At 58.3% G+C, this 17,721-nt stretch carries 13 protein-coding genes; 7 read left to right on the top strand and 6 right to left on the bottom strand.

The window, feature by feature from the left end; translation table 11 throughout:
- Positions 1-95 precede the first annotated feature (95 nt).
- Positions 96-1,013, bottom strand: coding sequence for a hypothetical protein (locus tag A3OI_RS0103510; RefSeq protein ID WP_040474908.1), 918 nt, complete (start codon positions 1,011-1,013; stop codon positions 96-98).
- A 150-nt stretch (positions 1,014-1,163) separates the two neighbouring features.
- On the opposite strand from A3OI_RS0103510, the gene A3OI_RS0103505 reads away from it, so the two are divergent.
- Positions 1,164-1,778, top strand: coding sequence for a riboflavin synthase (locus A3OI_RS0103505; protein ID WP_018402954.1), 615 nt, complete (start codon positions 1,164-1,166; stop codon positions 1,776-1,778).
- Between the two features lie 224 nt (positions 1,779-2,002).
- Here the strand turns inward: A3OI_RS0103505 and A3OI_RS0103500 are convergent, their stop codons facing one another.
- The 4 genes from A3OI_RS0103500 to A3OI_RS0103485 all read right to left on the bottom strand — a co-directional run bounded on the left by A3OI_RS0103500 (position 2,003) and on the right by A3OI_RS0103485 (position 9,262).
- Positions 2,003-2,497 (bottom strand): hypothetical protein, encoded by a 495-nt coding sequence (locus A3OI_RS0103500; protein WP_018402953.1) that lies wholly within the window; start codon positions 2,495-2,497, stop codon positions 2,003-2,005.
- Positions 2,494-3,588 (bottom strand): class I SAM-dependent methyltransferase, encoded by a 1,095-nt coding sequence (locus A3OI_RS0103495; RefSeq protein ID WP_018402952.1) that lies wholly within the window; start codon positions 3,586-3,588, stop codon positions 2,494-2,496. The genes A3OI_RS0103500 and A3OI_RS0103495 overlap by 4 nt, the downstream gene beginning before the upstream one ends.
- Positions 3,589-3,602: 14 nt before the next feature.
- Positions 3,603-4,283 carry a carbonate dehydratase gene (gene can, locus A3OI_RS0103490; RefSeq protein ID WP_018402951.1) on the bottom strand — a complete coding sequence of 227 codons (681 nt, stop codon included), beginning with the start codon at positions 4,281-4,283 and terminating at the stop codon, positions 3,603-3,605.
- 65 nt (positions 4,284-4,348) lie between these two features.
- Positions 4,349-9,262 carry an NAD-glutamate dehydrogenase gene (locus A3OI_RS0103485; RefSeq protein WP_018402950.1) on the bottom strand — a complete coding sequence of 1,638 codons (4,914 nt, stop codon included), beginning with the start codon at positions 9,260-9,262 and terminating at the stop codon, positions 4,349-4,351.
- A 189-nt stretch (positions 9,263-9,451) separates the two neighbouring features.
- Here A3OI_RS0103485 and A3OI_RS0103480 point away from each other — a divergent pair, with 189 nt between their 5' ends.
- From A3OI_RS0103480 to A3OI_RS0103455, 6 genes are read left to right on the top strand one after another with little or no spacing between them, the layout of a single operon-like run.
- Positions 9,452-10,438: an AAA family ATPase gene (locus A3OI_RS0103480; protein ID WP_018402949.1), complete on the top strand. Its 987-nt coding sequence runs from the start codon at positions 9,452-9,454 to the stop codon at positions 10,436-10,438.
- 7 nt (positions 10,439-10,445) lie between these two features.
- Positions 10,446-11,435, top strand: coding sequence for a DUF58 domain-containing protein (locus A3OI_RS0103475; RefSeq protein ID WP_018402948.1), 990 nt, complete (start codon positions 10,446-10,448; stop codon positions 11,433-11,435).
- Complete coding sequence (locus A3OI_RS0103470) at positions 11,432-11,968, top strand: DUF4381 domain-containing protein (RefSeq protein ID WP_018402947.1); 537 nt, start codon at positions 11,432-11,434, stop codon at positions 11,966-11,968. The genes A3OI_RS0103475 and A3OI_RS0103470 overlap by 4 nt, the downstream gene beginning before the upstream one ends.
- A complete protein-coding gene (locus A3OI_RS0103465) occupies positions 11,965-12,990 on the top strand; it encodes a vWA domain-containing protein (RefSeq protein WP_018402946.1) in 1,026 nt (341 codons plus the stop codon). The genes A3OI_RS0103470 and A3OI_RS0103465 overlap by 4 nt, the downstream gene beginning before the upstream one ends.
- Positions 12,983-14,836, top strand: a complete 1,854-nt coding sequence (locus A3OI_RS0103460; protein ID WP_018402945.1) for a VWA domain-containing protein — start codon at positions 12,983-12,985, stop codon at positions 14,834-14,836. The genes A3OI_RS0103465 and A3OI_RS0103460 overlap by 8 nt, the downstream gene beginning before the upstream one ends.
- Positions 14,830-16,320, top strand: a complete 1,491-nt coding sequence (locus tag A3OI_RS0103455; protein WP_018402944.1) for a BatD family protein — start codon at positions 14,830-14,832, stop codon at positions 16,318-16,320. Before A3OI_RS0103460 ends, A3OI_RS0103455 begins: the two co-directional genes overlap by 7 nt.
- A gap of 76 nt (positions 16,321-16,396) precedes the next feature.
- Here A3OI_RS0103455 and ccmI read toward each other — a convergent pair whose 3' ends face one another.
- Complete coding sequence (ccmI, locus tag A3OI_RS0103450; protein WP_018402943.1) at positions 16,397-17,713, bottom strand: c-type cytochrome biogenesis protein CcmI; 1,317 nt, start codon at positions 17,711-17,713, stop codon at positions 16,397-16,399.
- Between the last annotated feature and the right edge of the window lie 8 nt (positions 17,714-17,721).

The following is a 17,721-nucleotide window of genomic DNA, read 5'->3' as shown; positions in this document are numbered from 1 at the left end:
TGTAAATCCTGATTCCGTTAGTAAACATATGTTTTAAACATACGTTTGAAAAATCAGCTTGTCAAGTTAGTGCTGACGTCAACCGTGACCTGCACCTAACTGGGGACAGATTTCAAATCTGTCCCCGCTTTTCCTTCCGCCACTTCCTCTAACGGGCTCTGCACCCAGCCCTGCTCCAGCCCCTCTTGGCGGCTGTCCAGAAACGCCTGTTGCAGCCTCTGGTACGCTTTGTCTGCCTCTACCAAGTAAAACAGATACAGGCGCACGTATTTGCGCTCGGTTAATTGCCGCACCAGTGTATGCGTCTTCGATGCTTCCCGTAACCGCGTAAAGCTGTGACTTGCCAGCGCAGGGTTGAACGCCGCCATACGCTCGCACTGCCACACCAGCCCATCAGCCCCCTCTAGATGCGCCACATGGCGCCTGGCGTCCCGCAGCATTTGCCCACGCTGTTGCACTAGCTCCCGGTTTGACGGGCGTGAACTGAATACCCTGCGCACCGGCGGCAACGCCAGCAGCAGCGTCGTAACAAACGCACCAAAACCCGCACCGCCCAGCCACGCCGGCAATAAGCCAAACATGCCGCCAACAAAGAAAACAGCGGCAACAGCCACCGCCAGCAACCACAGATCCCGGCGCCTTCGCGCAGCAGAAATCCGGGCGTTATTCGGCCATTTCTCCATCGCCAGCAAGTCGTAATCGGCCAGCAGCACCCGGTTACATTGGCGCATCGTCAATCGCAGCTGTCGCTGGTGGTTGGCGGCTTTGTCACGATTGCTGCCAGAGGAAGCATCGCGGCTGCTCGCAGCGTCGGCAGCCATTGCTTCAGACGGCTGCTTGGCGCTTTCATTTGAGCCGATCGACGGTTGAGTGTTATTTTGAGTGCCCTGGCCCGCAACCGCCACGGCCGGCGCCGGGTCTGCCGCCCGGCCTTGGCGCAATACCGCGGGCGCTGCGGCTGACGACGCCGTTGCAGGTGCCTGTCGCGCCTTGGTTCCTGTGTTCTGGGCCATGGGAAATTCCGCCTGAAAATGTATGGACTTATTCAGATTAACGGCGTAGGCGGCAGAATCTTGAGGTGCGCGTTGTTCCTCTGGCGTCATCTGGTTATTCTGGCCTTCCGTATGCTACGTCATCTTTTCAACCGCAACGAGGCTTTCCCCATGTTTACAGGCATTGTTCAGAGCATTGCGACCATTGAAGACGTTATCACTGCGCCAGGGCTAAGCACTTTTGCCATTGCCTTGCCCGCCGGCAAAGCCGATGGCGTTTCCATCGGCGCCTCGGTTGCCATTAACGGAGCCTGCATGACCGTCACCCGCCAGCAGGGCAATGTGCTGTACTTTGACGCCATGCAGGAAACCCTGCGGCTGACGACTTTGGGCGCTCTGGTAGCCGGCAGCCGGGTGAATTACGAACGCGCAGCGCGCATTGGCGATGAAATCGGCGGGCATTTATTATCTGGACATATTCACACCCGCGCGCAGGTTGTCGATATTGTGCGCAGCGAAAACAACGTCAGCCTTTGGTTTGAGGTACCGACAGATTGGGCCCACTATGTGTTTGCCAAGGGCTACATTGCTATTAACGGCGCCAGCCTGACCATTGGCGAAGTGCATGACAACCGTTTCAATGTGCATCTGATTCCAGAAACCTTGCGCGCCACGGTATTTGGTGAAACCAGCGTGGGCCAGAGCGTGAATATTGAAATAGACAGCCAGACCCAAATCATTGTCGACACCTTGGCCCGCTTGGGTTACGACCGCCCTGCCGCTTAATCCAGTTGCGTGTTCGAAAGATGTGATTAAAAAGCGTGACCGAAGGCTGTGATCAAAAGCGGTCATTGACGGCCACGAGCGCCTGGTTTTAACCGCTAGCGTCGAACACCACAAATTTCGGGTTAGCGTCTAGCTGGCGCACCTGGGGAAGAAGCGGCCAAGGCGGCGGCAAACAGCGCTAGGGCGATATAACCCACCGTCGTGAAACGGCGGATTAAGCAGTATCAGATCGAACTCGCCGGCAGAGCTGCAACGCTCAGTGCTTTTGCTGTTTCAGCGCCCGCAGCAAGCGAGTAGCCCAGCCACGCAGGGTTCCAGTTTGCTAATTCTGCGCTTCCTTTGCGGCATATCACCACCCGCGCTTTTTTGCGCGCAGGGCACACCTTTCCGGTAACAACCGCTTGGGCAAATACGTCCACACTGCGGTCTGTCGCCATAGCGAGGAATGCGCTGTCGGCCAGGCTAATCGGCTGCAATCCCCATAGCCCTAGCGTAAGAGCTCCGAAGTTGTCATCAATCACCAGCACCCGCGGATGTGGTTTGTCCGCCTGCTGTTTGCCCGCCAGCCACTTGTCCTCCATCCAATGCGTGGCCTGCTGTAACAGCAGTTCGTCCGCCGCATCCGAGGCTTGAAGGCTGGCAGCGTTGGCATTTGGCTTCGCTGCCTTACCAAGCGTTGGCGCAGGCGCCGCACGCTCCAGATTCAACGGCCATATCACTGACGAAAGGCCCGGTACACCGTAAACTTGTTGTTTTCCGCGAGGCGTTCAACCGGGCCAATACAACGACGAATCAAGGCCTCATAAGGCAGGAAGTTGTTGGCCACCAACCGCAGCTCACCGCCGTGTTCCAAATGGCTGGCCAAGTCGCGCACAAAGCGCTCAGTCATGGTCATATCGGTGCGCACGCCGCTATGAAACGGCGGGTTAGACACCACCGCCTGCCAGCGGCCGTCTAGCCCGGCAATGCCGTCAGACGCAATAATCTCGCCCCGTGCACCCACTCCGTCATAAGTCGCGCGGGCGCTCAGCAGCGCCTGGGACTGCACGTCTACGGCGTCAACGCTCAGGTCCGTGTTTTCCTCAGTCTGCAACCAGGCGCCAATAACGCCGGCGCCGCAGGCAAAGTCGAGAACACGCAGCGCCTTGCTGGCCCGCGTCGGCGGTATACCGGGCGCCGCCCGAACCGACAGGGTAGTCAGTGGGGTGCTGGCCAGGGTTTCCAGCAAAAGACTTGTGCCCGAGTCTAGTTCGCCGCGGCTGAACACACCGGGTAAGCCTGCTACCTCTAGGTCCCGGCCGGCAACGCTGATCTGGCTCCAATCCAGCCAATCTGCGATGGCAAAGTGCGCAAGCGGTGTTACGTCTTCTGCGCACCACACCTGACAATGTCGCGCACTGTCAATTTTGTGCACCTGAGGCAAGGCCTCGCGCAGCTGTTTTACCGCGCCGGCAATGCCCTCTTTTTTCTCCCCCAACACCAGCAGGCGGCCACCGGGGCGCACCAGCCAACGCGCCAGCGACAGCCGCACATCCAGCTCAGCGCGGGCCTTGGGCAAAAACACCACAATAGAATCAAAGGCTGCGGCGGTCAGAGCCGGGGCGTCGTAGCCAAAGGCCACCGGCCAGCTGTCGGCCTGCTCCAGGGCGTGGGCGTATCCGGCGTGCTCGGTCATAGCCAGGCCAGTGCTGCCCAACGTTGCCAGCTCGGTCAGTAAACCCGGTGCAATAGCGCCCAGCAGGGCGACCTTACCGGTCAGGTAGGAGCGATTACGAAGCAGCGCTTCGTGGGAATTAGGTAATGCAGACATGGGCGTTCCGTAGTTCAGGCTTTAATCAGGCGGCCGGAGCGCACCGGGCGAAGTACCATTTCATCCACCGACTGCTGGCGGGCATGCTCGCTGGTGGCAGCGTTGGATATGGGTGTGCCCATATCCCGCATTATGCCGTCACGCAGGTCGTACACGAAGCCGTGCACGGTTAAGTCCTGGCCCCGTTTCCAGGCGTCCTGAACAATGCTGTTCTGGCACACGTGGTCCACCTGTTCAATCACGTTCAGTTCGCACAGGCGGTCGGCGCGGTCTTGCACACTGGTGATGGGTTCCAGAATGTGCCGGTAACGATCACGCACGTCTTGCACGTGGCGCAGCCAGTTGGCAATCAGGCCAAAGCCCTCGTTTAGCAGGGCGGCTTTAACACCGCCGCAGCCGTAGTGACCCACCAAAAGAATGTGTTTCACTTTCAACACGTCAATCGCAAACTGCAGCACCGACAGGCAGTTGAAGTCGGTGTGCACCACTACGTTGGCCACGTTACGGTGAACAAACAACTCACCGGGCATCAGGTCCACAATCTGATTGGCTGGCACCCGGCTGTCTGCACAACCAATCCACAAATATTCCGGGGCCTGCTGATTTGATAACCGATCAAAAAACTGTGGATCTTGGGCCTTAATGCCCGCTGCCCAGGCCCGGTTTTTTTCCAGTAAATAATCCAGTTGCCCCATCTACTTGCTCCGATTTTTGAGTTAAGGCGAAGGATTGAACGGGAATTGCTCCCGTTAATCAATACCTAGTTCACATCAGAAGCCGTTTCCGCCGGTTCCGCCGGTTCCGCTGGTGCCTGGTGAAGAGTTGTCTGCGCCAGGTCCAGTAATTCCCGCAGGACCACAGAAAACATGGCGTATTCCGGCTCGGGGCTGCGTTTCAACTCGACCAACATCTCCTGCCAGCGGTCAATCATCGGCTGGTGACGGGCCATCCATTGATCCACGCACAAGGCCACATCATCCGGCTCGCCTGCTTGCTGCAGCACGCCGGTGGTCAGCGCCCGCTGCTGCCAGTTCAGGTCTTCACGGAAACTTTCCCGCGCCAGCGACTGCCAGTGGCTGGCTGGCACCAGCGCCGAGATGGCGCCGGCAAACCAGTTCAACTGCAAGCGTTCGCTGATTTCGTAGTACAAGCTGGCCACGGTTCTCAATGGCACGCCTGTCGCTTCCTGGGCTTCGATAATACCCAGCGACGAATACAGATAGTCGGTACCGGCCAGCACCGGCGCCAGATCTTCCGGCACTCCGGAATCCATCAGAGCCTGGTGGCGCTTCTGCCAGAGTGTACGGGTTTGTCCGTTAAGGTAGTCTGGCAGGCCCGCAGTAATAGCCCAAACGCTGTCGGCAAAGCGCTCAATGTGATGGGCAATCGACAGTTCGGCGCGGCGATTACGCAAAAGCCATTTTACAGTGCGTCGCATCAGCCGCATCATTTCTTGCATCAGTTCTATCTGTAGCTGAGCGCTGACATGGAAATCCAGGTCTTCAATACAGTCCCACCAGGTGTCAACGCGGAACAGATCGCGGGCAATAAGCCAAGCCAGGGCTATCTGCGCCGAATCGGCGCCGGTCGCTTGTTTGATGCTGTCGACAAAAATGATGCCCATGTGGTTGACCATATCATTGGCAATCTGGGTACCAATGATTTCCCGCCTTAGCTGGTGCTCGCCCAGCTCGTCGGCAAATTTGCGATTAAGCTCCCGCGGAAACACCTTGTACATTTCCCCCACCAACAGCGGGTCATCAGGCAGGTTGCTGGCCACCAGGGTCTGTTTTAAGTCTGCTTTTACATACGCAATCAACACCGCGAGTTCCGGCCGTGTCAGGCCTTTACCCGCCTGCTTGCGCTGGTTCAGGGCCTCGTCGTCGGGCAAAAACTCCAGCTCGCGGTTCAGTTTGCCTTCTGCCTCTAAGGTGTTCATCAGCCTACGACATTCTTCAATGCGTTTGGGGGCATCTTCGCTGGCGATACTCAGGGCCTGGGTCTGGCGGTAATTGTTTTTCAGCACCAGCGCAGACACGTCTTCGGTCATGTCTTCCAGCAGCAGGTTGCGCTGTTTAGCGGTCAAATCGCCCATTACAATGGAGCGATTGAGCAGAATCTTTATATTCACTTCGTGGTCTGAACAGTCCACACCGCCGGAGTTGTCAATGAAGTCGGTGTTCAGGCGCCCGTCTTTGAGCGCGTATTCAATACGGCCACGCTGGGTAAAGCCCAGGTTGCCGCCTTCGCCCACTACCTTGCAGCGCAGCTCGGCGCCGTTGATACGAACGCCGTCATTGGCTTTATCGCCGACATCGCTGTGGCTTTCACCACCCCCTTTGACATAAGTGCCAATGCCGCCAACCCATAGCAGGTCTACCTGCGCTTTAAGGATGTGGGCAATCAGCATGTTGGGCGGCACCCGGTCTGCTTTGATTCCCAGCAGGGCTTTAATTTCGGGGCTCAGCGGAATGGATTTCGTACTGCGACTGAACACGCCACCACCAGCGGATATCAATTCGCTGGTGTAATCCGTCCAGGCCGAACGCGGCATTTGGAACAGGCGCAGGCGTTCTTTATAACTCTTGGCTGCGTCTGGAGCCGGATCGATAAAAATGTGGATATGGTTGAACGCCGCTACCAAGCGGGTTTTTTCCGAGCTCAGCAGGCCGTTGCCAAACACGTCACCGGCCATGTCACCAATGCCCACCACGGTAAACTCGTCTTCCGCCGGGTTGATACCCATTTCCCGGAAGTGCCGCTCCACCGATACCCAGGCGCCGCGGGCGGTAATGCCCATTTTCTTATGGTCATAACCGTTGCTGCCGCCCGAGGCAAAGGCATCGCCCATCCAGAAGTCGTAGTCGGCAGACAAGCCATTGGCGATGTCAGAGAATGTCGCGGTACCTTTGTCGGCGGCCACCACCAGGTAGTGATCGTCTGCGTCTTGGCGCACCACGCTGAGCGGCGGCACAATATTGCCGTCTACCAAGTTGTCGGTAATGTCCAGCAATCCGCGAATAAAGGTTTTATACGCTTCTTTGCCTTCGGCCTGGAAGGCCTCGCGGTTAGAGGCTTTTGGCAGCTGCTTGGCAACAAAACCGCCCTTCGCTCCCACTGGCACAATCACCGCATTTTTTACCTGCTGCGCCTTTACCAGGCCCAGCACTTCGGTGCGGTAATCTTCAAAACGATCCGACCAGCGCAGGCCTCCGCGCGCCACTTTGCCACCGCGCAGATGCACACCTTCTACGCGCGGTGAATACACAAATATTTCAAACATCGGCATCGGCAGCGGCATGTCCGGAATGCCGGTCGGATCCAGCTTTACGCTGATGTAAGATTTGAGCTGACCAGACTCGTCAGGCTGATAATAATTCGTACGCAAGGTTGCCTGAATCAGCTCCATATACAGCTTGAACACCCGGTCTTCGCTCAGGTTCTCAACCTCTTCCAGCCCCGCGTTAAATTCCACCAGCAGTTTTTGTTGCGTGGCCTCGCGCTTGGCGAAGCTGTAGCCGTTATCCGGATTAAAGCGGGCTTCAAAGTAGGCCAGCAAAATTTCGGTCAAGTTCGTGTGGTGGAACAATGTTTTGGCAATAAAAGTCTGGCTGTTGGAAAACCGAATCTGGCGCATGTAACGGGCGTAGGTGCGCAACAGCGCGATCTGGCGCCAGCTTTTATAAGACGATTTCATCAGGCGGTTGAAAGCGTCGTTCTCGGCATCGCCGCGCCAAACACGACGAAAGAGCTCGCCGAACAGTGGCCGCAAACGTTGCAGGTCGATCGTGGCGCCAGAAACCGTACGCAGAGTGAAGTCGTGCAGCCAGACCACCTCATCATTGCGGTTAGTCATTTCAAACGGATGTTCGCTGAGTACGCGGAAGCCAAAGTTGTCGAACACCGGCATTACGTCAGACAAGGGTACCGGATGGTTTGGATAGAACAATTTAAAGTGAATTGTGCTGTCGTCTTCTTCAAGCGCCCGGTAAAAACTCATGGCCATATCGCCGGTTTTGACGGCGCTGGCAACGTATTCCAGGTCAATAGCGGCGCGGCGTGGTGAAAACATTTCCAGGTAACTGGCGGGAAAACCAGCACTCCAGGTACGTTTCATCTCGCTGCCCTGCTCTTCGCCCCAGGCTTCAGTAAGGGCTTCTGACAGTCCGTCACTCCAGGACTGCGCCAGCTCGAACACCTTTTGGCGAATCTCAGCCAGTGGTAGCTGGCGATTTTCCATCGGCGGCACGCGAATGGTGAACTGCACCCGTGCCAGTACCGATTCGGAGAAATAAGTCACAAATTCGACGTCTTCGGCGCCCAAAGTTTCTACCAGAACCTGCTCGACTTTCAGACGCAGCTCAGTGTTGTAGATGTCCCGTGGGAAATAGGCCAGGCAAGACACAAACTGACCGTACACGTCTTCGCGCATGAACAACTCAATACGTCGGCGTTCCTGAATGTACAGTATGCCAGAGGCCAATCGCAGCAGTTCTTCGGTGTTGAGTTGGAACAGCTCGTCGCGGGGCAACACCGTCAGAATTTGGTCAAGCTCTTTGCCGGTATAATCGTCACGGGGGAAGCCTGACTGCGCCATCACACTTTCGAATTTGCGGCGAATCAATGGAGTCTGATCTGGTCGCTCGTTGTACACTCGAGCGGTATAAAGGCCCAGAAAACGCCGCTCACCCACCACTTCACCCTTCTGGTTGAAGCGTTTTATGGCAATGTAGTCCGGGTAGGCCGGGCGATGCACGCGCGAGCGTTGGGCGGATTTAGCAAAGATAAACACATCGTCAGTGCGGGTCATTTCCTGACCGGTGCGGTTGGGCAACTCACTTAAACGCACACACACGGGGCGTTCGTTGGTCACCCGCAATATGCCAAGTTCGGAGTCTTTTACCCGGCGCACTTCCACGCCGTTTTTATCGTTTACAAAGTCGTACTCGTCGTAACCAAGAAACGTGAAATGGTCTTCCTGCAACCAGGTCAAAAATGCCTGTGCTTCTTTCTTCTGCTGCTTACTGATACCTCCAGCGGAATGTTCCAGCTCCTCGCGACTTTCGATCACTTTCGCGTTTACCCGGGGAAAGTCACCCACAGCGATGCGTACTTCGTGCAACACGCTTTGCAGTACCTGCTCCAGCTCGGCCATTTCTTCCGGCGCGCTGTGGCGATCAATTTCAATGGCAATAAACGCCTCTTGAGCACACTCGGCCGGTGCAGTCCTGCTCGCATCTTTGCCGTGCAGATCGGCCAACTTGCCATCTTTATCGCGGCTGATTTGAAGCACCGCGTGCTGAATGGAATGGGTGCCAATTTCGCGCTGGTTAATGGCAATGCGCAGTGAGTCAATCAGAAACGGCATGTTCGGATGAATGATAAAAATCATCGTATGAGTCGATGCCCATCCATCGCTTTCCAGATCCGGATTGAACACGGAAACCGGGGTCTTGTCCTGTCCGCGCTGGCGCAGAAACTGCCATGCTGCCATTACACCGCCATAAATATCTGAAAATCGCCGATTGACCAGTTCTTCCAGAGGGATCTGCGAGTAGTGTTGGCGGGCAAATTCGCTGATTCGGGTGGCTTCGGTTTTGGCAATCTTCTCGCCAAACGCCTCCTCTAACTTCGAAAAAAATTGTTCCTTACTGGCCAATGTCAGCGCATTCATAGCGTACCTCTGGTTCGTGTGAACGATGGGAACTGGTTTTATATCGTTTTTATGCCATTGTTATCGCACTAGGATATGCCAAGCGCTTGATTTTTTCCGGCATCTCCGCAAAATTACGGCAACTACTTATCAGTCAGATTGTTGTAGCATAGCTGTCTTTTATCGTTACCGGTCACGAGTACCTTGCCTATGTCATCGCCGTTATCACTACAGCAGACTTTTCTGGATCTTCAGAGCCAGCTGGAAACCCGTATTATTGGCCAGAAAACCCTGGTTAACCGCCTATTGATGGCTCTACTGGCTGATGGCCACCTGCTGGTGGAAGGCGCCCCGGGGTTGGCGAAAACCACCGCCATCAAAACCTTGGCTGAACACATTGAAGGCGACTTTCACCGCATCCAGTTCACCCCTGACCTGTTGCCTTCCGATGTGACCGGCAGCGAGATCTATCGCGCAGAAACCGGTCTTTTCGAATTCCAGCGCGGCCCGGTGTTTCACAACCTGGTACTGGCCGATGAAATAAACCGCGCCCCGGCCAAGGTGCAATCGGCGCTGTTGGAAGCCATGGGCGAACGCCAGGTCAGCGTGGGCATGAACACCTTCGTGCTGGAACCGCTGTTTCTGGTGATGGCGACGCAGAACCCGATAGAGCAGGAAGGCACTTACCCCCTGCCGGAAGCCCAGCTCGACCGCTTTCTGATGCACGTGTTGATTGATTACCCCGATGCCAGCGCCGAGCGCAAGATTCTGCACCTGGCGCGCCGCGACTTTCGCCAGCCTGCGGCCGCCGTTACCCGCCGTGTGAGTGCCAGCGAGGTGTTTGCCGCGCGCCTGCAAGTGGCCGACGTACACATGTCAGAGGCCGTTGAGGACTATTTACTGGCGCTGGTGCTAGCCACTCGCAAGCCTGCAGAGCTAGGCCCGGAGGTAGGCCCGGAACTGGCGCGCTGGGCCAGTTTTGGCGCCAGCCCGCGGGGCACTATCGCACTGGACCGTTGCAGCCGCGCCCAGGCCTGGCTTGATGGGCGCGACTATGTAACCCCGGACGACATCCGCAATGTGGCCTTTGACGTGCTGCGCCATCGGGTGCTGCTAAACTTCGACGCCCAGGCTGAGGGCGTCAGCACCGACGATTTTTTGCGGCGACTCTTAGAATGCCTACCGGTAACGGCATAATCTGCCCATGACTCATGGTAACGCATCCAATGTGTCGGCCTCTGCCGCGCACGCCAACGCAACGCACGACATCGCGTTGCCATTAGCTGCGTTGGTAAAGCTACAGGCAGAAGCCCATACGCTGCGGCTGCCGTCGGCCAAGGCCACCCGCAGCCGCCAGGCCGGAGCTTACGCCTCGCCACAAAGGGGCCGCGGTATGGCGTTTGCCGAAGTTCGGCAATATCAGCCAGGCGATGACATTCGCACCATTGACTGGCGGGTCACGGCGCGGCGGCAACAGGCTCACACTAAAATCTACGAAGAGGAACGGGAGCGTCCGGCTCTGCTGCTGTGTGACTTAAGCCCTTCCATGTTTTTCGCCAGTACCGGCGCCTACAAACAGGTGCGCGCCGCCCAGGCTACTGCCATGCTGGCCTGGGTTGCGCTTTTGGGCGGCGACCGGGTAGGCGGTCTGGTGTTCAATGGCCAGCTGTTAACGCTGCAGCGCCCGGCACGGCGTAAGACCTCGGTGCTGCGACTGCTAGACAACCTTGCCCACCTACAACATCAGCCCGGCCAGTTTCACCCCACCCCGAGCGCGCCGCTGGCAGAGCCGGGGTCGCTGGATAACGCACTGGTTGAAGCCCGTCGCGTTGCGCGCACCGGCAGCCGAATTTTCATCATCAGTGACTTTATGCAGCTGAGCGAACACAGCGCTGGCTTGATGGGTAAGCTGGCTCAGCACAACAGCGTCAGCGCCGTTCATATCAGTGATCCGTTGGAGCAGGCATTGCCCCGGCACGGCCAGTTTGCGGTGGCCAGCGCCATTGGGCCGCTGTGGTTTGACGCCGCGGATAACACATTTCGCCAGGCCTGGCAGCAGCGCATGAACCAACACCAGGAGCGGTTGCAACATTGCCTGCGCGTGGCGGCGGTCACCCGCATTGATGTTTCTACTGGCGAGCATCCGCGCTTGGCGCTGCGCGCGCTGATGGCCGGCGGAGGCCGCCTGGGATGAACAATGCTAACGCCACCCATACCGCCAACAATGGGGCCAACAATGGGGCCAACAACGCCGCCAACGCGCTGCAACAGCTGCGCGATATTCATTTACCCGTGAACGAAGGCTGGTGGCCGCCAGCGCCCGGCTGGTGGTTACTGGCCGCTGCAGGCTTGCTCTGCCTGGTGCTGGCCGTGCGCGGATGGCAACGCTGGCAGCAGCGCAACCGGCGCTGGCAAACGGTACAACGGGAACTGGAAGCCCTGCGGGCGCAACCGAAAAACAGTGCCGCCTGGTTCAGCCAGCTTAACGCATTGCTAAAGCGTGTGGCCCGTGACATCTATCCACTGCAGTCAATAGCCGCCCTGAGCGGCGACGATTGGGTCGCGTTTTTGCAGCACAGTAGCGATAACGCCGTTGAAGCAGACCTGGTTACCACAATAGTGAACGCCTGCTGGCAACCCCACAGCAGCTGCGACCCGCAGCACGCGCTAACCTTTGCCGGGCGCTGGCTGCAAGACCATAAAAAACAACTGCGGGGTGCGCCATGACACTGGCGTATCCCTGGGTGCTCTTGCTTGCATTGCTGCCGCTCGCGCTGCTTTGGCGGCGCCGCGCAGCCCACCCCGTGCAGGCGCCCGTAATGCCCCTCGGACACTGGTTAACCGACATGCCCGGGGTCTCCAGCCATAGCACCAAAAACCCTGTATGGCTGCGTTTATTCACACTGTCGGGCTGGTTGCTGTTGGTGCTGGCGCTGGCGCGACCGCAAGTGGTGGGCGAGGCTCGGCAACTGCCGACAACAGGGCGCGATCTGATGCTGGTGGTAGACATTTCACCCAGCATGGACGAGCCGGATATGGTACGCCAGGGCCGACGGATTAACCGGTTACAGGCGGTAAAACAGGTGCTGGCCGAGTTTATTGATCAGCGCCAGGGCGATCGCCTGGGCCTTATTCTGTTTGGCAGCCAGGCCTATGTACAAGCACCCCTGACCTTTGACCGAACAACGGTAAACATTCTGCTGCAAGAAGCCGGCCTCGGCATGGCCGGGAACGCAACCGCCATTGGCGACGCCGTTGGGCTAGCGGTGAAGCGCCTGCGCGAGCGGCCCCTGGAACAACGAGTTGCCATTGTGCTGACCGACGGCGCTAACACCGCCGGCGAAATAACGCCTGACAAAGCCAGTGAGCTGGCACAGGCCAGTGCCGTGCGGCTTTACACCATCGGTATTGGCGCCGGCGCGGATAGCGCCATAATCGGACTGCTGCAGCGCAATCCGTCGCGGGATCTAAACGAGGCCCTGCTAACGCGCATGGCGCAGCAAACCGGCGGCCAATATTTTCGCGCCCGTAATCTGGCCGAGCTTGCCGGTATTTACGCCAGCATTAACCAGCTCGAACCGGCCCTCCAAGAAGGTCAGTTTTACCGACCGGTGCGCGAATATTATGTCTGGCCGGCGGCGCTGGCCGTAACGCTATGGCTGTTTGCGCTCTTGTTCCGCCGCTACCAAAAGCTACGCCAGCAACCGCTTCGCCAAGGCCCCGAAACAGAGAAACAGCCCCATGTCTGAGCTGATGATTTCGCAGTTACAGTGGCTGCGGCCCTGGTGGCTTTTGCTGTTGCTGGCCACACCGCTGATGTACTGGCTTGCCCGGCATCGCGGTGACGGCAACAGCGGCTGGTCGGCACTGATACCCCAGCATCTTCTGGCGCCGCTGCTGCCGGAGCCGCGACACAGCGCTGCGGGCCAGCGAAAAATGCTAAGAAGAATGCCACGGATCGCCAGCCCTCTCGCAGCCGTGCTGGCGTTTTTGCTGATCAGTCTGGCCTTGGCCGGCCCAGTGTGGCGCCAGGCGCCAAGCCCCGCGGCACCACCCGCCAGCAGCCTGGTGATAGTGCTGGACCTGTCGCTGTCGATGCTGGCCACCGACGTGCAGCCCAACCGCCTGACACTGGCCAAACGCAAGATTCGCGACATTCTTGCCGCGCGCCAAGGCAGCCTTACAGCTCTGGTGGTGTACGCCGCAGACGCCCACAGCGTAACGCCCCTCAGTGACGACAGCGCCACTACCGAATCCATGCTCGCCGTTCTGGACCCGCTGATGATGCCGGCCGCAGGCAACCGCGCCGATCTGGCAGTGCGCAAGGCCATGGAGCTGCTCGAACGCGGAGCACCGGGCAACGGCCGTATTTTGTTAATCACAGACGACGTGCAACCCCGTTACCGCCAGGCCATTACCGAGATGTTGACAGGCAGCCGTTTCCAACTTGACACCCTCACCGTTGGCACCCGCGCCGGTGGCCCAATCCCCCTGGCCGAGCGCGGTTTTATACGCGACGGCGACCGCATTGTGATCAGCCAGGCAGCGCCCGAGACATTAGCGCAGCTGGCGGCGGCCAATGGCGGCAAGAGCGCGACCCTGACGCTGGATGGCCGTGACCTCAGCGCACTGGCGGTCAGCGGCTTAAACGCGGCTTTCGCCAAAACCGACGCGGCACGGCTTGATCCTGCAAAAACACGCCAACAGTCACAGTGGCAGGAAGACGGCTACTGGCTACTTTGGCTGGCCTTTCCCTTATTACTGCTGATCTGGCGCCGCGGCGCTTTAGCGCTGTTCGCCCTGGCCTTGCTACCTACCCTGCCGCAGCCTGCGCAAGCCCTTAGCTGGGGCGAGCTGTGGCAGCGTGAAGACCAGCGCGCGCCAGCTCTGATAGAGCAGGACCCAAAGCAGGCCGCAAAGCAGCTGCAAGCGCCCGAATGGCAAGGTACGGCGCTCTATCGCAGCCGCGAGTTCGAGGCCGCCGGTGAGCGCTTCGCCAAGGTGCCCGGAGCCGACGGCGCCTACAACCGGGGCAACGCCCTGGCCCAAGCGGGCAAACTGGAATCCGCCATTTCCGCCTACGACCAAGCACTCACCCTACAGCCCCAACACACGGACGCCCTTGCCAACCGAACTTTGGTTTCCGACTTGCTCCAACAACAGGAGCAGCAGCAAGAACAAGGTCAACAGCAAGATCCGTCATCCGGACAGGACCCGGGCTCTGACAGCCAGGATGGGCAGCCGCAGAACAGCGAAAATTCCGAGAATGCAGAGAACTCCGAAGATTCCGGGAGCTCCAAGAGCCCGGAAAAAGGTGAAAGCGGGCGCGATCAGCAATCTGACAACAACGGCGATAGCGCAGAGCTCGATGCCGAACTTGATAAAAAATCAAGGAACGGGCCCGAGAGTGAGTCCGGTAAAGAGCCTGGCCCGGAACAGGCCCCGGCAGATACCCGTGAAGCCCCGTTGAGCCAGAGCCAAAAGCAGTATTTAAGGCGGGTGCCAGATGACCCTGGCGGTCTGTTGCAGCAGAAATTCCTTCAGCAATACCGGCAACGGCAGACACCAGCAGACAGAGGCGATACGCCATGGTAGAGCGAAACAACAAATTCTCGGCGCCGTTGCGGCGACATGTTTATGGCGGTCACAGCGATTGCCGTGGCTTTGGTCGGTTTTTGATCATCGTCTTTTGCCTGCTGGCGTTGCCGGCATGGGCGCAAAACCCGACTGCAGACGTGCGGAAGAGTTTTATAGAGCTTTCCACCGACAAAGCCGAACTTTATGTGCAGGAGCAGCTGCTGCTAACGGTACAACTGTACTTCAGCAATGAGCTCATCCGCGGCGAACTGTCGGAACCGGTCAGCAATAACGCGGTGATTGAATCCTTGGGCCCACAGCAGGAATACTCGCGGGTTCGGGGTGATCAACGCTACCGTATGATTGAGCGCCGCTACGCGGTTTACCCGCAGACACCGGGCCAACTCAGCCTAGCGCCCCTCGAATTTGAAGGCAGCTTTCGCGGCGCCAACGGCCGTCTGCAGATCCTGCGCAGCAGCGAACAACTGTTTGACCTGCCGGTGAAAGACATACCCCCGCAATTCAGTGGCAGCGTCTGGCTGCCCGCAACGGGGCTAACGCTGGAAGAAAGTGGGCTCCCCAACGATAACCGCGTCACCAGCGGTGCAAATCTGACCCACCAGCTAACCCTGCGCGCCAACGGCTTGCCAGATGCCACGCTGCCGCCCTTTCCGGCTCAGACAGCGTCCGGGCTGCGCAGTTATCCAGAGCCTGCCAAACGCGCCACCGACATCAGCGCCGACGGCCTGATGTCTATACTGCAACAGGCCAGCGCCCTGGTGCCGGTACAAGCCGGCGAGCTGCGCCTGCCCGAGGTGCGCGTTCCCTGGTGGGATACCGCAAGCGATTCAGAAAAAGTCGCGATTATTCCAGCACGCATGCTGGTGGTTGCGCCCGGTTCAGACTTCAATGCTCAGGCTCAGGTTCAGGCCCAAGTTCGGGCGGTCACCGCTATCGATGAAAAGCTGAATAACTCCGCTGGCGACGCAGATCCAGAATCGGATACGAACGACCAAGGCAGCCCCGGCGGCGGTGCCTTCTGGCCTTGGCTGGCGATGTTTATGGCCGTTGGCTGGGGTATTACGGCGGGTTTGTTCTGGCGCGCAAAGCGCTCGCGTTATCGCGCTAACAAGGCAATCGAGGGCAACTTCGGGCCAGACGATTCACGGCTCTACAAGGAGCTGCTGGCCGCTGCGGGCAACAACAACCCGGATACACCGCGACTGTTGCTACGCTGGATGAATCTTCAGTATCCGGACAAGGGATTTCAGAGCTGGCGTCAGGTGGCGGAATTCTGTCATTTGCCGCCCCTCACCGACGCTCTGGCCAAGCTTGAACAGCGGCGTTATGGCACAGAGCAACCGTTGGAAGACAAGGCGTCGAATAACCCGGCGCAGCTGCAACAGGCGATTCGTGAGCTAGGGCGCAGGCCTGCCAGCCCGGCAGCAAACAATGGGTTATCGCCACTGTATCCGCCTACCATTGACGCATCGCAGCAGTAGCACCACTCAGGCAATAGGCATTGCAAACCACCGCGGTAGCGAAAACGTATGCGGCGCTACCGCGGCAAGGCCATGTTCATTCAATCAATAGACTATCAATCACAAGCGTCAGCGGTGTGTGCTCACCAGCGGCTACGGTAGCCGGCGCTGCCAAGCTGCCCTGCCAGTCGCCGGCGCGGGCCATAACACTGCTACTGGGGCTTAGGCGCGCCGTGACCATCACTTTTTCAACCGAGGAAATCGTATTCTGCGGAGACATTGCCAAGGAGTCATCCAGACGGATCTCCAACGGCATGTCAGAGGCTGTGAAGCGTGCAACCGCCAGCGGTGGACCGCTGTTAACGTTGGCCTGGCGGGCAAACACGAACAGCGTGGTGTCGGCAGGTACGTCGTTCAAGAAAGCTTCGTCCAGGCTAACGCTGACGGTGACACCGGGGCCATCACTCTTTAGGGCCTGAGCTGACTGCTGGTCGGAAGCCTGAATCGATGCCAGAAAACTCTCAGGCGGTGTTTCGCCCAAGCGGTTGTAGGCTTCGGTAATACCGCCCGCAATAGAATCGCGCTGCGGGTGGTCTGGCGCTACCTGCACAATGCGCTGCCAAAAACCAATCGCTTCGCGATAGTTTTCCTGACCAAAGGCGTTGATGCCCAGCAAGCCAAGGGCATTGACCTCGTTTGGATCAAGCTCCAGCGCGCTGGAAATCACCTGCTGCACCTCTGCGTTCATAGCACCCTGGTATTGGAAAAACATCGCCTGACCGGCCAGACCCAAAGCCAGAGCACGGGACGGATCGTCGCCGCCGGCACGCTCTACGCTTTGCTCCAAACGCTGAAACGCCTGTGCCGCCTGTGGGTATTTCTCCATGCGCATATAGGTTTGCCCCAGCATGGCCCAACCGTCGGGGTTGTCCGGGCTGGCTTCCAGCTTGGCCTGCAATTGCGCCGCCAGCGACGCCATCTGTTGCTCGCGGCCGGCTTCATTACCGGCCCCCAGCTGTTCCATGGTGATGAACTGCTCTACCTGATCCATAGCTCCCCAACGCTCATACAACACAAGGGTCAAAGCGGGAATCACCAGAATGGACACCAGCGCCACCGCCATGCCGGTTTTACGGCCGGGGGTTGAGGCGGCAGGCGTTTCATTTTCAGGAATGTCATCGAGCATGGAACCACCAAGCTCGGTTTTTAGCTGTTGATAGTTGTCTTTATCAAGCACGCCGGCTTCGTATTCGGCGTCTAGTTCCTGCATGCGTGAGCGGTAAGCCAGCAGATTCTGATTGCGCTGGTCTAGCTGCTGGCTCCGGCCAGAGCGGTGGAAAAAAACCGGATACAGCACAAAGGCCAATGCCAGCACGATTAATAAAGATGCGGCAATCCAAAACATATTGCTCATGAAAATCC

It is taken from the genome of Marinobacter gelidimuriae, from assembly GCF_000372805.1.
Lineage (GTDB): Bacteria > Pseudomonadota > Gammaproteobacteria > Pseudomonadales > Oleiphilaceae > Marinobacter > Marinobacter gelidimuriae.
The sequence above is the reverse complement of the archived record's forward strand: the minus strand, read 5'-3'. Positions and strand labels throughout refer to the sequence as shown.

What these genes read in the sequence shown, in the direction of transcription:
- A3OI_RS0103510 (WP_040474908.1), bottom strand. Translation starts at nt 1,013, where the DNA reads ATGGCCCAGAACACAGGAACCAAGGCGCGACAGGCACCTGCAACGGCG.
- A3OI_RS0103505 (WP_018402954.1), top strand. Translation starts at nt 1,164, where the DNA reads ATGTTTACAGGCATTGTTCAGAGCATTGCGACCATTGAAGACGTTATC.
- A3OI_RS0103495 (WP_018402952.1), bottom strand. Translation starts at nt 3,588, where the DNA reads ATGTCTGCATTACCTAATTCCCACGAAGCGCTGCTTCGTAATCGCTCC.
- can (WP_018402951.1), bottom strand. Translation starts at nt 4,283, where the DNA reads ATGGGGCAACTGGATTATTTACTGGAAAAAAACCGGGCCTGGGCAGCG.
- A3OI_RS0103485 (WP_018402950.1), bottom strand. Translation starts at nt 9,262, where the DNA reads ATGAATGCGCTGACATTGGCCAGTAAGGAACAATTTTTTTCGAAGTTA.
- A3OI_RS0103480 (WP_018402949.1), top strand. Translation starts at nt 9,452, where the DNA reads ATGTCATCGCCGTTATCACTACAGCAGACTTTTCTGGATCTTCAGAGC.
- A3OI_RS0103475 (WP_018402948.1), top strand. Translation starts at nt 10,446, where the DNA reads ATGACTCATGGTAACGCATCCAATGTGTCGGCCTCTGCCGCGCACGCC.
- A3OI_RS0103470 (WP_018402947.1), top strand. Translation starts at nt 11,432, where the DNA reads ATGAACAATGCTAACGCCACCCATACCGCCAACAATGGGGCCAACAAT.
- A3OI_RS0103465 (WP_018402946.1), top strand. Translation starts at nt 11,965, where the DNA reads ATGACACTGGCGTATCCCTGGGTGCTCTTGCTTGCATTGCTGCCGCTC.
- A3OI_RS0103460 (WP_018402945.1), top strand. Translation starts at nt 12,983, where the DNA reads ATGTCTGAGCTGATGATTTCGCAGTTACAGTGGCTGCGGCCCTGGTGG.
- A3OI_RS0103455 (WP_018402944.1), top strand. Translation starts at nt 14,830, where the DNA reads ATGGTAGAGCGAAACAACAAATTCTCGGCGCCGTTGCGGCGACATGTT.
- ccmI (WP_018402943.1), bottom strand. Translation starts at nt 17,713, where the DNA reads ATGAGCAATATGTTTTGGATTGCCGCATCTTTATTAATCGTGCTGGCA.